The sequence below is a fragment of the Pseudomonas sp. R25(2017) genome, assembly GCF_002112565.1.
Taxonomy (GTDB): Bacteria; Pseudomonadota; Gammaproteobacteria; order Pseudomonadales; family Pseudomonadaceae; genus Aquipseudomonas; species Aquipseudomonas ekonensis.
Map to the genome: position 1 here is coordinate 144,297 of NZ_NEHZ01000010.1, position 14,273 is coordinate 158,569.

Genomic DNA, 14,273 nt, shown 5'->3' on the forward strand with positions numbered 1-14,273 from the left:
GTGCAGGGGCCGTCTGGCGCGCGTTCAAGCTTGATGGAGCTTTGTCGCAGGCCGGGCTTCTGTCAAATGCCGGAGCCGAACCCGAGCGAATGTTGCCGCATGCAAGAGCAAACCGTGCGGTTTTAGCTATACCTGTAACTCCCCTCAAGCAATATTTCCGGCCTTCTGACAGGAGTTACAGACATGAAGCTTGCATTGATGATGAGCACCGTGTGCGTCGCTGCGCTTGCCGTGACGGGGTGTTCCAGCAAAGTCGTCGAGCCGGATCAGTACTCCGGCTTCCTCAAGGACTACAGCCAGCTGAAGGAGGCCAAGTCGCCTTCCGGCGCCACGGTGATGCGCTGGGTCGATCCGAAGCTGGACATCAACAAGTTCAGCAGCGTCTACGTCGAACCGACCCAGCTGTACCCCAAGCCGCAGCCGACGGCGAAGATTCCGCAGCAGACCCTCAACGGCATCACCGGCTATTACGATCAGGCGCTCAAGCGTGAGATCGGCAAGTCGTTGCCGCTGGCCAACGGCCCGGGCCCTGGCGTGATCGTGGTGCGGGCGGCGATCACCGCCGTGAGCAGCAAGACCGAAGGCCTCAAGCCCTATGAAGTGATCCCGATCGCCCTGGTGGCCGCTGCGGTCAGCACCGCCAGCGGCGTCCGCGACCAGGAAACCACCCTGGCCACCGAGGCGGTGTTCCTCGACGGCGGCAACAACAAGGTGGTCGCCCAGGTGGTGCGCAAAGGCACCGGCAAGCCGCTGGAGAACGACGCCCAGGTGATGAAGGCCGACGACGTGAAAGCCGTGATCGACGGCTGGGCGGCGGACATGCACCAGTCCTACCTCAAGCTCAAGGCCAAATGACGGAACGGGCCTTCATGCGCGGCGGCTCGTTGCGCCGCGCTGTGGCCTGACGCTCGGTCTGGCTCCCGGAAGATCGCAGGAGCCGGCCTGCCGACGCTGCACGCGCGGCCTCACTGCCCGGTGAACCAGCGGAAGTAAGGGTTCCCGCCATCGCCCTGCATGACCTCCCGGATATCCCGGCCCCACGCCTCGCGGTCGCCGTCGTAGGCGTGCAGGCTCGCCCGGTAGAACTGCATCAGGCGCTGGCGGTGCACTTGCAGGCGGGTGTCGAATCCGGCGTCGGCGTTCACCAGCGGCGGCTCGACGTGCAGATCCAGCAGCGCCGGCAGCACCCGGCTGATCTCCTTGGCGCGCACCCACGGTGCGTATTCGATCCGGGGGCGGTCGTCGGTCACCGCCGGCGCGTCGGCGGCAAAGCGTTCGAGCCCGGCGCGGTCGGTGACCCAGGTCGCCAGCAACGCCGGCGCCGAGCCGATGCCCACCTCCTGCAACGCGCTGCGCACGCTGTCCTGTTCGAGGCGCCGGGTGATGGTCGCCGCGTCCAGGGCGATCGGTTCGAGGGAACCCACCAAGAGCATTTCATGGAACTCGCTGGTCCATAGCGTGGCGTGGGGAAACACGTCGAGGAAGCTGCGCACCAGGGAACGAGTGTCGTCGATGTTCTGGGTCGGCAACGGCAGCCATTGGGCGACCAGGCCTTTGCGTTCGAGGCGACTGGCGGCCAGTCGGTAGAAGTCCCGGGAATACAGGTTGACCACTCCGGCGGCGGAGGGCGGCGGCGGTTCGAGGGTGATCAGGTCGTAGGTCTGCGGGCTGCGCAGCAGTTCCTGGCGGCCGTCGCGCAGGCGCACTTCGACGCCGGGATCGGCGGCGGCATTGAAGTTGCCCTTGAACAACGGCGCCGCCTTGAGCACCGACGGCAGCAGTTCCGCGACGACCCGGTGCTCAAGCCCCGGATAGCGCAGCAGCGCGCCGGCGGTGATGCCCGTGCCGAAGCCGATCACCAGCGCCGAGCGCGGTTCGCCGTTGTGGATCAGCAACGGCAGCAACGCCTGGATCCGCATATAGCGCAGCGACGGCATGGCATCGCCGGTGTTGGACACGCCTTGAATGTACAGGCGCCGGAACGCGTTCTGACCTTGGCCCTGGGTGACCACGGCCACCGTGCCGCCCCGGCCTTCCTCATAGAACGCCAGCGTGCCGTTGCGCGCACCGGGCAGCAGCGCCGCGAGCCTGTCGGCGGGGATCAGCAGGGCCAGCGCGACGGACACCAGCCCCAGAGCGGCCACAGCCTGGCGCCGGCCTTTCTTGACGTGGTGCCCCTTGCGCACCGCCAGCCAGCCCACGGCGGCCGCCACCACGGCCAGCAGCCCCAGCGTGCGGATCAGCCCCAGCCACGGGATCAGCGCAAAACCGCAGAGCATCGCCCCGACGATCCCGCCCAGCGTGTTGAACGCCACCACCGCGCCGACGTCCCGGCCGACGTGGCCGGGGCCGACGCTCAGGCGTAGCGCCAACGGAAACGCCGCCCCCAGCAACAGGGTCGGCACGAACACGATGCTCACCGCGGCCACCGCAAAGCGTGCGCTCATGCCGGCCAGTTCGCTGGCGCCCAGGGCCAGCAGCCAGACTTCGGCCTGGCCTTGCGCGATCACCAGCCAGCGGCCCAGCACGGCGAACTCCAGCAGCGCCAGCAGCCCGGCGCCGGTGATCAGCAGACCGAATGCGCCCCACGGATCGCGGATGCGCTCCACCCGGCGGGCGAGCAGGGCGCTGCCCAGGAACAGGCCGCTCAGGTAGGTGGCCAGGACCACGGCGAAGGCATAGGTGCGGGTGCTCATGAACGGCACGATCGACTGCGACCAGACCACCTCATACCCCAGCGCCACGCCGCCGGCGACGCCATACAGCCACAGGGCGGTGCGATCCGGGACGACCTTGCTTGCATGGGATTTGGCCGGCGCTTCGTCCGGCACCGGGCAGCGGCGTTGCCATCCCAGCGCACCGGCGGCGGCCAGCAGGTTGAGCATCGCCGCCGCCCACGCGCTGCCGCGCACACCGAGGGCGGCGATCAGCACGAACGCGGCGAGCAGGGTGCCGACAATCGCGCCCAGGGTGTTGGCCGCATACAACTGGCCACCGGCCTTGCCCGGATCCGCCGCCAGCGCCCGCACCAGCACCGGCAGGGTGCCGCCCATCAGCACCGCCGGCAGGCCGACCAGGGCGAACGGCAACAGCCAGGCCGCCAGGCCAATGTGCTGCTGCAGCCAGGCGAAGGCCGGGGCGCTCAGGCTAAGCGCGAAGGTGGCGGCGACGCCGGTCACGGCCACCAGCACTTCGAGCCCGGCGTACAGCGGCACGGGGGCGGGCAGGCGGTCCGCCCAGCGTCCGAAGGCCCATCCGCCCAGTGCCAGGCCGGCGAAGAAGGCGCTGATGCCGAGGGTGATGGCGAAGACCTCGACGCCGACCACCAGGGACAGCTGCTTGATCCACAGCACCTGGTACACCAGGGCGGCGGCGCCGGAGAGGCACAGCAGCAAGGCCGGGATCGACAGCGCGGGGGCGCGGGCGACGGCGAGGGTCGGGGTCTTGCTGGCGGTGCGTGTGGGCATGCGCGGGCCTTGATCGGGTTTGGAAGTCTCGGTGACTGCGCGGGCCTCATCGCGGGCAAGCCCGCTCCCACAGGGTTTTGCGGTGAACACAGAGGCTGCATTCACCCGAAACTTCTGTGGGAGCCAGCCTGCTGGCGAAGGGCGCCGACGCGGTCTCCAACGAATGGGGGCCGCCCGCCGCAACGGGCGGGCGGCAGTCCGGCGTTGTTACTTGGTGGCCTTCATTTTCTCGGCGATTTTCTTGTCCACCTCCTCACGAATCTGGTCGATGCTGAAGCTCGCCGGGCGTTGGCTCGGCGGGTACTCGACGAAGGTCTGCAGGAACGCGGCGGAACGGCGGATGGCGTCGAACAGCAGGTAGTCGTTCTTCGCCAGCCAGTCGTAGTACTGGTCCGACACGACGTCGGCGCGTTCGTACGGATCCATGCGCAGGTTGAAGATCTTCGGCACACGCAGGCAGGTGAACGGTTCGCTCCAGACCTTGAACCCGCCGGGGGCGCGCTGTTCGCAGAACACGATCTTCCAGTTGTCGTAGCGCATGCTCACCAGTTCGCCGTCGTCGTTGAAGTAGTAGAACTCGGTGCGGGCGCTCTTGTCGGTCTTGCCGGTCAGGTAGTCGAGCTGGTTGAAACCGTCCAGGTGCACCTTGAAGTTCTTCCCGCCGACGTCGGCGCCTTTAAGCAAGCGTTCCTTGATGTCGGTGTCGCCGACGGCGGCCAGCAGGGTGGGGAACCAGTCCAGGCCGGAGACCATCTGCGTCGACACTTCGCCGGCCTTGACCTTGCCCGGCCAGCGGATCATCGCCGGCACCCGGTAGGCGCCTTCCCAGTTGGAGTTCTTCTCGTTGCGGAACGGGGTGGTCGCCGCGTCCGGCCACGACCATTGGTTGGGCCCGTTGTCGGTGGTGTAGACCACGATCGTGTTGTCGGCGATCTTCAGGTCGTCCAGGGTCTTGAGCAGCTTGCCCACGTCGCCGTCATGTTCGAGCATGCCGTCGGCGTACTCGTTGCCGGGCATGCCGCTTTGCCCCTGCATGGACTCGCGCACATGGGTGAAGGCGTGCATGCGGGTGGTGTTCATCCAGACGAAGAACGGCTTGTCCGCCTTGGCCTGCTTCTCGATGAACGCCTGGGCGGCGGCGGTGGTTTCGTCGTCGATGGTTTCCATGCGTTTCTTGTTCAGCGCGCCGGTGTCTTCGATCTTGCCGTCGGCGAAGCTGTGGATCACGCCACGGGGGGACGCGGCCTTGACGAAATCGGCGTCATCCTTCGGCCAGTAGGGGCGCTCAGGCTCCTCCTCGGCGTTGAGGTGATAGAGGTTGCCGAAGAACTCGTCGAAGCCGTGGTTGGTGGGCAGGTACTCGTCCTTGTCGCCCAGGTGGTTCTTGCCGAACTGGCCGGTGGCGTAGCCGTGGGCCTTGAGGGCCTGGGCGATGGTCACGTCCCTGGCCTGCAGGCCGACCGGCACGCCCGGCATGCCGACCTTGGACAGGCCGGTGCGCAGGGCCGACTGGCCGGTGATGAAGGTCGAGCGGCCGGCGGTGCAGCTGTTTTCCGCGTAGTAGTCGGTGAACAGCATGCCTTCCTTGGCGATGCGGTCGATGTTCGGCGTCTTGTAGCCGACCACGCCCATCGAGTAGGCACTGATGTTGGTCTGGCCGATGTCGTCGCCGAAGATCACCAGGATGTTGGGTTTGTCCGCCGCTGCGGCGGTTGCCGACAGCGCCATCACCGATGTCGCCACCAGGGCGAGCCTCGGTATCCACTTGCGTATGCGAGTCATGTGACTTGCTCCTTTTGCGCGGGGGTGGGTGGTGCGACAAGCGTTTGTTGCGGTCTTGCGTGGCTCACTGCGTTTGCTCGGGCACGGGCGGATCGAACGGGTAGATCCGGCGCCAGTCGGCGGCCATGTCCACCACGATCCAGCCACGGGAATTCGCTTCGTCGAGGGCCTTGTCCAGCCGGCCGATGTCGGACTTTCGGTCGTAGGCCCATTCGCGCTTGGCGTCGGTGTGGTGCACCAGGCCCATGAGGCGCTTGCCGGGGCTGGCGGCGGTCCACTGCAGCATCTGCAGGTCGCCGTCGGAGTTGCCGAACGCGAGGATGGGCCGGCGGCCGATGACGGCGTCGATGCTCACCGGCTTGCCCGGCCCGTCGTCGTTGTGCGCAAGCTTGGGCGTGCGCAGGATCGAGGCCCGGCCGTCCTTGTATTCGAACGCGGTCACGAACGTAGTGCCGATGACCTGCTCCGGCGGGACGCCGTACACCGTTTCGGCGAAGGCGCGCATGAAGGCGGTTTCGCCGCCGGACACAATGTAGGTCTTGAAGTCCTGGCTGCGCAGGTAGTCGAGCATCTCCAGCATCGGCTGGAAGATCATCTCGGTGTAGGGCTTGCCGGTCCTGGGGTGGCGGGCCTGGCTCAGCCAGGTTCTGGCGTTGTCGTCGAAGGCCTCGGCGGTCATGCCGGTGTGGGTGGCGGCGAAGATCTTCAGCAGGCCGTCCATGCCCGCTGCGGCCAGCGCCTGGTGGTCGTTCTCCAGCACGGCCTTGAACGGTTGGGTGGTCTTCCATTGCGGGTGCTGCGCGGCGGTGCGCTTGACCTCGTCGAAGGCGAACAGCAGCTCGAAATACGCCGGCTGCTCGCTCCACAGCGTGCCGTCGTTGTCGAACACGGCGATGCGTTCGGCGGGTTTGACGAAGTCCTTGCTGGACCGGTCCGTCACCGCTTGCACGAACTCGATGATGCCGCGCTTGGCCGGCCCTTCGTTCCACGAGGGCAAGGGTTCGCTGGCGGGTGCCGACAACGGGAGCAGCAGAGCGAAGATCAGGGCCAGGCCGAATCGCTGGCGGTGCAGCACCGGGGCATTCATGGGAAATCCTTCTCGTGAACGGGGTTGAGCGGGCGCAGGGCCGGCGCCGGTCCGGCCCCCTGTCGGTCAGCCTGACTATGCAGGGTAGCCAAGGATCGGCGCAGTCGGTCCAGCGCCGGATCTACGGCAGGTTCGCGGCCGTAGCAGCCGCGCAGCACCGCTTGCAGGCCGGGGCTGGCGCTGGCCAGTTTCAGTCCGCCACGGCAGCGGCGCAGCCACAGGTACAGCGCGCTCAACTGCGCCGGCCGGTGTTCGAGCTGCGGTCTGATCTGTTGCCAGGCGCAGTCGGCCGATTGCCGCCAGGCGAGTTGCCGTGCCTGCCGGCGAGCCTGCCAGCCACGGTAAGCGCGCAGCAGCGCAGGGCGGGCGAGCGCGCCCAGGCCGATCAACGCACCGAGCGCCGCCAGCCAGCCGAGCCAGCGTGTGGAGACAGACAAACGACCTTCGCCCAGCCGCCGCAGATCCTCGGCGATGGAGAACACGGGTCGATAGGCGCTGTCGGCGCCGGCCTCGAAAGTCACCGCCGGAACCTGCGCCGTGCGCATCTGCCGGGTGCCGCTGTCCCACCACTTCACCACTACGGCGGGCAGGGTGTGCGTGCCGGCCGTGTCGATGCGGTAGCTGACGGCATCGATCCGTTGCCCGCCCAGCCGATGGCCGCGGCCGTCGTCGAGGTCGCTGACCTGTGGGGGCTGCGGGTACCGGCTCAGCCCGGCGACTTCGCCCAGTTCAGGCGGCGGCAGGGTCATGGCCAGGGTGTCGTCGGCCTGCAGGGTCAACCGCCGGGTGAGGCTGTCGCCGATCTTGAGCGGGGTGTCTGGTTTGTCGACGGATTGGCTCAGGCGCAGGGCCGAGGCCACCAGCGGCGTTTCCCCCGGAAGGAAGCCCGGCGGGGTTGCCGCTTCGAAATGCAGCGGCTGGCTTTGGCCGCTCAGTTCGGCCGTGGCCTGGCCGGGTGTGGCGCGCACGGTCAAGGCCGGGATGTCGAAGCCGCCTGCGGCGGTCGGGGTGATCAGGTAGGTGAACCGCATGCCGGTGAACGCCTGGCCGTCGAGGGTCTGGTTCAGGTGGTCGGCCTGGCCGTCCGGCGGCAGCACCCGGGCGCCGTCGAGCTTGAGCTCGGGCAGGGTCGGGGCGCCGGTGAACCAGGTGTCGGTGAGCACGTCCAGTTGCAGCGCCACCTGCCCGCCGACCAAGGCACCGTCGGCGGGCAGGAGGCGGGCCTGGATTTTGAGTTGCGGGTCGGCGAGGGCATTGAGGCAGAACAGCGCGAGCGCGAGCAGGGTGCAGAACCTGGCGGTGGATGGGCGGGCCTCATCGCGGGCCAGCCCGCTCCCACAGGTGGGCGCATTGCGAAGGTCGGACGCCGGTGGTGTCTTCACGGGCGCCATCGCCAGCAGGCTGGCTCCCACAGGGTTCATGGCAAGGTTCATGGCCGGGCCTGCGCTTGATCCTGCAGGCTGAACTTCTGCCTGAGGAACTTTGCCGGGGACGTGGTGAGGTTCTGCAGCCACAGCGCATCGGACGTCGCCTGTTGCGTGGCGACCGGTTTGCTCTCGCCCTTGCCCAGGGTCTTGTCGAACTTCACCTCGTCGGGTGGAGTCTGCGGCGTGTTCTGGTCGGCGCTTTCTGTGTCCTTCTGCAAGGCGATGGCCAGGGCCAGGTTGGCGCTGGCTTCGGGGAACTGCGGTTGTCGTTTCAGGGCCAGGGTGTAGGCGGCGATCGCCTGGTCGAACTTGAAGCGGCGCACATGGATGTTGCCCAGGTAGAAATACGCTTCAGGCGTGTCCAGCCGCGCGAAGGTCGCCAGGGCCAGATCGTAGTCGGCGGCATGGTAGGCGGCGATGCCTTTCCAGTACGGATCGGTGAACAGCGCGGCGGCCTGCGGATAGTGCTGGTGCTCGAAGGCCCAGCGTCCCTGCTGGTCGCGGGTGAAGAAGGCATCGGTCAAGCCGTTGGCCTGCGCCGGAGCCGAGGGCCAGCCGACCGCGGCCGTCAGCAGCACGGCGGGCATCCAGTTCACGCTCCAGCCCTTGCGCACATTGACCAGCGCAAGCAGCAGCAACGGCCAGCACAGCCAGTAGCCGGCGTCCTTCCAGCGCAGGTCGCGCTGTTCGGCGCTGGCGCTGCGAAAATGCTGGCGGGCGTGCAGTTCGATCCAGTCCAGGTCGTCATCGTCCGGCCTCAGGCTGCCCAGCGGCCCGTCGACCGCCGAGGCCAACTGTTCGATCGCCGCCTGCTCGAACCGGCCCAGCGCCGGGCGCCCGGCGGCATCGGCACGGGGCTGGCCGTCGGTGTTGCGGATGATTCCGCCGTCCTCGTTGCCGACCGCCAACACCAACACTTGCAGGTCGCTGCCCTGCAGCGCTTTGCCGAGGCTGTCGAACTGCGCGCGGTCGGCGCCGTCGGTGATGAGCAAGAGGCTGCCGGGAGATTTCTCGGCGTCGAGCAGGCGTTTGGCCTGGCCGATCACCGCGAGGACGTCTTTGCCCGGTTTGTCGATCAGGCCGGTGCCCAGGGCCTGGATAAACGTGTCGAGCAAGGCCGGATCGTCCGTGGGCGGCAACACCAGATGGGCGCTGCCGGCATAGGCGATCAGGGCGGTACGGGCCCCGGTGCGGCGCTGGATCAGGTCGTGCAGCTTGTGCTTGGTCGCCTCCAGGCGGGTGGGCGGTACGTCGCTGGCGTCCATCGACGGGGACAGGTCCACCGCCACGATCAGCGGCGCGCGGTTCTCCAGAAAGTCGGGCCGGTCCTGTTCCCACGTCGGGCCGGCCGCCGCCACACCGCCGAGCACCGACAGGGCGCACAGCAGGTGCACCGGCCGCCAGCGTTGGCGGTCGCTCGGGGTCACCAGCAGATGCGTCAGCAGGTGTTCGGCGATGTCGCCGCGCAGGCGCCGCTGCAGATCCCGGCCGCGTCGCCAGAGCCACGGCGACAGCGCCCCGGCCGCCGCCAGCGCCAGCCACCAGGGCCGCAGGAAATGGAAGTCGCCCAGGCTCAATTCCATCTCAAGCCTCCTGCCGCTGGTGCAGCAGCGCCAACCGTGGCCGCAGCGCCGCACCGAGGTGATACACCGCCAGCAGCGCGAGCGCCGCACCCAGCGGCCACTGGAACAGCGCCCGTTTCGGCCGGTGGCTGAGGGTCTTCACCTGATGCGGGGTGAGGCGGTCCAGGGTGTCGTAGACCTCATCCAGGGCTGCGCGGTCCTCGGCGCGGAAGAACCGGCCGCCGGTGGTCTTGGCGATCTGTTCCAGGCTGCGCAGATTGACCTTGGCTTCCCCGGACGCGTCCGGATCGCCGATGCCGATGGTATGGATCACTACACCTTTGTCCGCCGCCATCTCGGCGGCATGGTTCGGGGTGATGGCGCTGCTGGTGTCGTTGCCGTCGGTGAGCAGGATCAGCACTTTCTCCTGTTCGTGGGCCTGCTCCAGCAGTTTCAGGCTCAGGCCGATGGCGTCGCCGATGGCGGTGTTGGGGCCGGCCATGCCGATGCCGGTGTCGTCCAGCAGCAGCGACAGGCTGGCGTGGTCGAGGGTCAGCGGGGCCTGGGGGTAGGCGCCGCTGCCGAACACGATCAGGCCCAGGCGGTCGTCCTTGCGCTTGTCGATGAAGCCGCGCACCACGTCTTTGACCGCCGCCAAGCGATTGGTCTTGCGGCCTTCGGGATCGGTGAAGTCTTCGGTTTCCATCGACTGCGAGAGGTCGATGGCCAGCATCAGGTCGCGCACCGGCTGACGGCGTTCGAGGGGGGATTCCACGTAGACCGGGCGGGTGGCGGCGAGCAGGAGCAACCCCCACACCACGACATTGAGGGCCAGTTGTGCGCGGTTGCGGCGGCTGCCGGCGGTGTCGGGCCTCTGGCCCACGGCGCGGCTCAGGGCGCCGAAGAAGGGCACACGCACCGCGCTGCGGGCTTCGCGGTAGGGCGGCAGCCAGCGGTAGGCCAGCCACGGCAGCGGCAGCGCAAGCAATAGCCAAGGGTAGTCAAGCTGCCACATGATGACGCTCCACCCAGGTCTGGCAGAGGTCGAACAGCGTTTGCCGCTGCGCCTCGGGGAGGGCTTGCAGCACCGTGTCCGGGGCGTAGGCGAGCTGGCCCAGGCGGTGGCTGAAGTCAGGGGGGAGCGGACTGGCGCAATGCTGCTCCAGAAAACGCTGCCATTCACGGTCGCCCAGCGCCGCAGGCCCCTGTGGGAGCGGGCTTGCCCGCGAAGGCGTCCGCTCAGACAACACCGATGCCGAATGTACCGGCCTCTTCCCGGGCAAGCCCGCTCCCGCAAGGTGGGTTTTGCGGGCGGGAGCGGGCATGGAGAGGGCGACGCGCTTGAGCAGCTCCGGCAGTTCGCGCAAGGCGCGCAGGTCGTCGCTGCGGCTGCGCAGTTGCGCCAGGCGCAGCAGCGCTTCGCGACGGTAGCGGTTGCGCTGCCACTGCCGGTAACGGCGAAAGCCGATCAGGGCCGTGGCCGCCAGCAGCAGCGCCAACAACGCCCACCAGCCCCAGGTCTGCGGCGCATAGCTGACCGGCGCGGGCAGGCCCAGCTCCTTGAGCTGGGCGATGTCCGGCACGTTCGGATTCATGGCCGCGGGCCGGCGGATTTGCCGAGTTCGCTGCGCAACTGCACAGACGCCTCTTCGGCGGTGCTGAACATCATCAGCGGCACCTGGCTGCGCCGCAGCAGGTCGGCGACATCCTTGAGCCGGCCGCTGAAGAAATCCTCCAGCGGCTGGTGAACGTGGCGTTGCCCGACGGCCAGCTCCACCTGCAAGCGGCCTTGGGTCACCCGCAACCGGCCCCGGTCCGGCAGCTTCAGGGCCATCGGGTCGTAGACCTGCAAGGCAATCACATCGTTGTGCGCCGCCAGTTGCCGCAGCCGTTGCAGGGTGCGGTCGCCGGCCCCGGCGAAGTCGCTGACGATGCAGATCAGATGGTCGTGGCCGGCCAGCGCCAGGCAGCGCAGCAAAGCCTTGTCCAACTGATCCTCGTCCTCGGCGTCCGGATTGCCGGCATTGAGGGCGTTGTTCTGCTCGACCATGCGGCTGCACAGCGCTTGCACCCGCTGGCGGCTGCGCAACGGTGCGACGGTTTCGATTGAGCGGTCGTTGAACACCAGCCCGCCGACCCGGTCGCCGGCGTGAAACACCATCCACGCCGCCAGCGCGCCGAGTTCGGCGGCGAGGGCGGACTTGAAGCTGCGGCGGGAGCCGAAGAACATCGACATGCGCTGATCGACCACGATCAGCGCCGGCCGGTCGCGCTCCTCGGTGAAGGTGCGCACCACCGGTCTGCCGGTGCGCAAGGAGGCGCGCCAGTCCAGGTGGCGCAGGTCGTCGCCGGGTTGGTAGCGGCGCAACTCATCGAAGTTCAGGCCGCGCCCGCGCAGGCGCGAGGCATGGCTGCCGGACAGGATGCTGCTGCGCGGCTGGCGGGCCGGAAAGCTCAGGCCACGGGCCTGAAACTCCAGCGCCATCAGTTGCGCCAGCGACACGTAGACCCGTCCGTCGCTGCTGTCCATAGGTCACCTCAGGCGGGAATCGCCACGCGGTCGAGGATCCGGTCGAGCACCTGATCGGCGCTGACGCCGTCGGCCACCGCGTCGTAGCTCAACTGCAGACGGTGGCGCAGCACCGGGTGCAGCACGGCGCGCACATTGTCCGGCGACACGAAGTCCTGGCCCTGCAGCCAGGCGTCGGCCCGGGCGCAACGGTCCAGGCCGATGCCGCCCCGGGGGCTGGCGCCGATGGCGATCCAGCGGCCCAGGTCTTCGTCGTAGTCGGCGGGATGGCGGGTGGCGTTGATCAGGTCGATCAGGTAACGGTCGATCGCCGGGGAGACGTGCACCGCGCTGACTTCCCGGCGGGCGGCGAAGATCACCTCCTGGGCCAGGTTGAAACCGTTGGCCGGGCAGGCGTTCGCGACCTGGGCGGACTCCTCGGCGCGCAGCAGGCGCAGCACCTGGCTTTCGTCCTCGGCGCTGGGGTAGTCCAGCAGCACCTTCATCAGGAACCGGTCCATCTGCGCTTCCGGCAGCGGGTAGGTGCCTTCCTGTTCGATGGGGTTCTGGGTGGCCACCACGATGAACAGATCCGGCAGCGCATGGCTGTTGCCGGCCACGGTGATCTGCCGTTCCTCCATGGCTTCGAGCAGGGCGGCCTGCACCTTGGCCGGGGCGCGGTTGATCTCGTCGGCGAGGATCAGGTTGCCGAACAGCGGCCCCGGCTGGAAGCGGATCTCGTTGCGGCCCTCGACCTGGTGCAGCACTTCGGCGCCGGTGATGTCCGAGGGCAACAGGTCCGGGGTGAACTGAATGCGGCTCATCTTCGCGTCCAGGTGCCGGGACAGCGCCTTGACCGTGCGGGTCTTGGCCAGCCCCGGCAGGCTTTCCAGCAGCAGATGACCGTTGGCGAGCAGGCCGAGCAGGATCTGGCGGATCACCCGGTCCTGGCCGAGCACCGCTTCGGCCATGTTCGCTTGCAGCGCGTTGAGGTCAGTCAGTGCAGTCATGAGGCGTTTCCTTAACTCAGGACATCGTACAAAAACCGGCACCGCCCGGCGGAACTAGAAAAACGCCAGCGTCAGGTTGACCGCGACGCCGTTGCCCTCCGGACGGTTCTTGGTGTCAAACTCCGGCACCCAGCGGGCGTTGACGCTGGCCTGGGCGTCGGCGAACTTGCCGCGCCAGCCGACCACGGGGCCGGCGCCCACGGAGCGCCCGCGAAAGCCGTTGAGCGTGTCGGCGGTGTCGCCCTTGTCGTCGCTGATCTGCTGCACGTAACCGGCTGCCAGCCCGGCGTTCCAGCCGTTGCCCAAGCCGTGCGTCCACATCGCATCGAGGGTGAAGAGGGTGCCGTTGCGGTAGTCGGTGGCGTCGTTGCGGGTGTAGAACTCCAGCCCGCTTGAGACGGTGAACTCGCCGCCCTTGCCGTCCAGGTGGGTGAAGGCCACGGTGGGCATGAAGGTGTAGGTGTTCTGCCCGGCGTTGGCGAGCCGGTCTTTGTCGTAGGCCCCGGTGGGCACGTAGACCGGCAGGGAAAAGGCGATGTGGTTGAGTTCGTCGAAGTGATAGCCGGCGGCGATCGGCGTCACCAGCGCATCGGCGAACTGGGTGGCGGCATCGCCCGTGCCGAGGGTGCGTCCGCGCGGGCCGGTGACGCTGGCGGTGACGTCGGTGTACTGCACCGGCACGCCGATGGCCGAGGCATAGTTCCAGCGGCCCTGGCCGGTGTCCCAGACGTGGGTGAGGTTGGCCAGGGTGTAGGAGACTTTCATGTCGATCCCGGCACTGACCGCGCCGGAGATCGGCGCGCCGCGGCTGCCCTTGATGTCGCCGTCGTACCAGATGCTGGTCAGCGACATGACCCAGCCGGGCGCGGGCGGCACCACCCCGGCGTTGGAGAACACCTGCTGGCTGGTGATGGGGCGGCCGACGCCGCCCTCGACCGACCAGGCCATCGCCGGGCAGAACATGCACAGCGCCAGCAGCGGGCGCACGACGCAGGGTTTGGCCATGGACGGCTCCGCTCAGGGGTGTGGAAGGGTCGTGGAGGGAGCGGTGCGTTCAGCGGTGGCGACGTGCGGAGCGGCCTGGGAACCGGCGGTGAAGTCACGGGCGCCGACGCCGCAACTGACGAACGTGAGCATCAGGCCGTAGCCGGCGAGCCTGAGGGCCAGCCCAGGCCGGCCGCACGCAGCGGCCGCTGGCGAAGGCGTCGACAGCAAGGCGAAGATTTCCACTGTCTTCGACATAGTTCCCGATTCCCTGGTGGCGTACTGGAAGGCACGGAATTCCTGGGTGCAGCGATGTGAACCTTTTCCATTCACGCCGGTGGATAGTGTCTGTTGACGCTAGCAGCAAATGAGGGGTTATCCAGTCGCAGGGATTAATTCTTTGGGAGGGGAGACGTCGGGCAAGGGCAGGGGACGGCGCCCCCGC

The 14,273-nt window shown here is 68.1% G+C and carries 12 protein-coding genes; 1 reads left to right on the forward strand and 11 read right to left on the reverse strand.

What is annotated here, in order from left to right:
• Positions 1 to 183: 183 nt before the first annotated feature.
• Positions 184 to 855, forward strand: a complete 672-nt coding sequence (locus tag CAG31_RS15175; RefSeq protein WP_085582462.1) for a DUF3313 domain-containing protein — start codon at positions 184 to 186, stop codon at positions 853 to 855.
• 110 nt (positions 856 to 965) lie between these two features.
• Here the strand turns inward: CAG31_RS15175 and CAG31_RS15180 are convergent, their stop codons facing one another.
• The 11 genes from CAG31_RS15180 to CAG31_RS15230 form a co-directional block, all read right to left on the reverse strand.
• The gene (locus CAG31_RS15180) at positions 966 to 3,467 is read right to left on the reverse strand and encodes a fused MFS/spermidine synthase (protein WP_085582464.1); all 2,502 of its coding nucleotides are present in this window, start codon (positions 3,465 to 3,467) and stop codon (positions 966 to 968) included.
• A gap of 207 nt (positions 3,468 to 3,674) precedes the next feature.
• Positions 3,675 to 5,249 (reverse strand): arylsulfatase, encoded by a 1,575-nt coding sequence (locus tag CAG31_RS15185; protein WP_085582466.1) that lies wholly within the window; start codon positions 5,247 to 5,249, stop codon positions 3,675 to 3,677.
• A 64-nt stretch (positions 5,250 to 5,313) separates the two neighbouring features.
• The gene (locus CAG31_RS15190) at positions 5,314 to 6,336 is read right to left on the reverse strand and encodes an HAD family phosphatase (RefSeq protein ID WP_085582468.1); all 1,023 of its coding nucleotides are present in this window, start codon (positions 6,334 to 6,336) and stop codon (positions 5,314 to 5,316) included.
• A complete protein-coding gene (locus tag CAG31_RS15195) occupies positions 6,333 to 7,757 on the reverse strand; it encodes a BatD family protein (protein ID WP_085582470.1) in 1,425 nt (474 codons plus the stop codon). The genes CAG31_RS15190 and CAG31_RS15195 overlap by 4 nt, the downstream gene beginning before the upstream one ends.
• A gap of 8 nt (positions 7,758 to 7,765) precedes the next feature.
• Positions 7,766 to 9,346 carry a VWA domain-containing protein gene (locus CAG31_RS15200; protein ID WP_085582472.1) on the reverse strand — a complete coding sequence of 527 codons (1,581 nt, stop codon included), beginning with the start codon at positions 9,344 to 9,346 and terminating at the stop codon, positions 7,766 to 7,768.
• A 1-nt stretch (position 9,347) separates the two neighbouring features.
• Positions 9,348 to 10,340 (reverse strand): VWA domain-containing protein, encoded by a 993-nt coding sequence (locus CAG31_RS15205; protein ID WP_085582475.1) that lies wholly within the window; start codon positions 10,338 to 10,340, stop codon positions 9,348 to 9,350.
• The gene (locus CAG31_RS15210; protein ID WP_085582476.1) at positions 10,327 to 10,920 is read right to left on the reverse strand and encodes a DUF4381 domain-containing protein; all 594 of its coding nucleotides are present in this window, start codon (positions 10,918 to 10,920) and stop codon (positions 10,327 to 10,329) included. The genes CAG31_RS15205 and CAG31_RS15210 overlap by 14 nt, the downstream gene beginning before the upstream one ends.
• Positions 10,917 to 11,855 (reverse strand): DUF58 domain-containing protein, encoded by a 939-nt coding sequence (locus CAG31_RS15215; RefSeq protein WP_085582478.1) that lies wholly within the window; start codon positions 11,853 to 11,855, stop codon positions 10,917 to 10,919. Before CAG31_RS15215 ends, CAG31_RS15210 begins: the two co-directional genes overlap by 4 nt.
• A gap of 8 nt (positions 11,856 to 11,863) precedes the next feature.
• Complete coding sequence (locus CAG31_RS15220; protein ID WP_085582480.1) at positions 11,864 to 12,844, reverse strand: MoxR family ATPase; 981 nt, start codon at positions 12,842 to 12,844, stop codon at positions 11,864 to 11,866.
• Positions 12,845 to 12,898: 54 nt separating this feature from the next.
• Positions 12,899 to 13,849, reverse strand: coding sequence for a transporter (locus CAG31_RS15225; protein WP_085582482.1), 951 nt, complete (start codon positions 13,847 to 13,849; stop codon positions 12,899 to 12,901).
• A gap of 12 nt (positions 13,850 to 13,861) precedes the next feature.
• The gene (locus tag CAG31_RS15230) at positions 13,862 to 14,086 is read right to left on the reverse strand and encodes a hypothetical protein (protein ID WP_085582484.1); all 225 of its coding nucleotides are present in this window, start codon (positions 14,084 to 14,086) and stop codon (positions 13,862 to 13,864) included.
• Between the last annotated feature and the right edge of the window lie 187 nt (positions 14,087 to 14,273).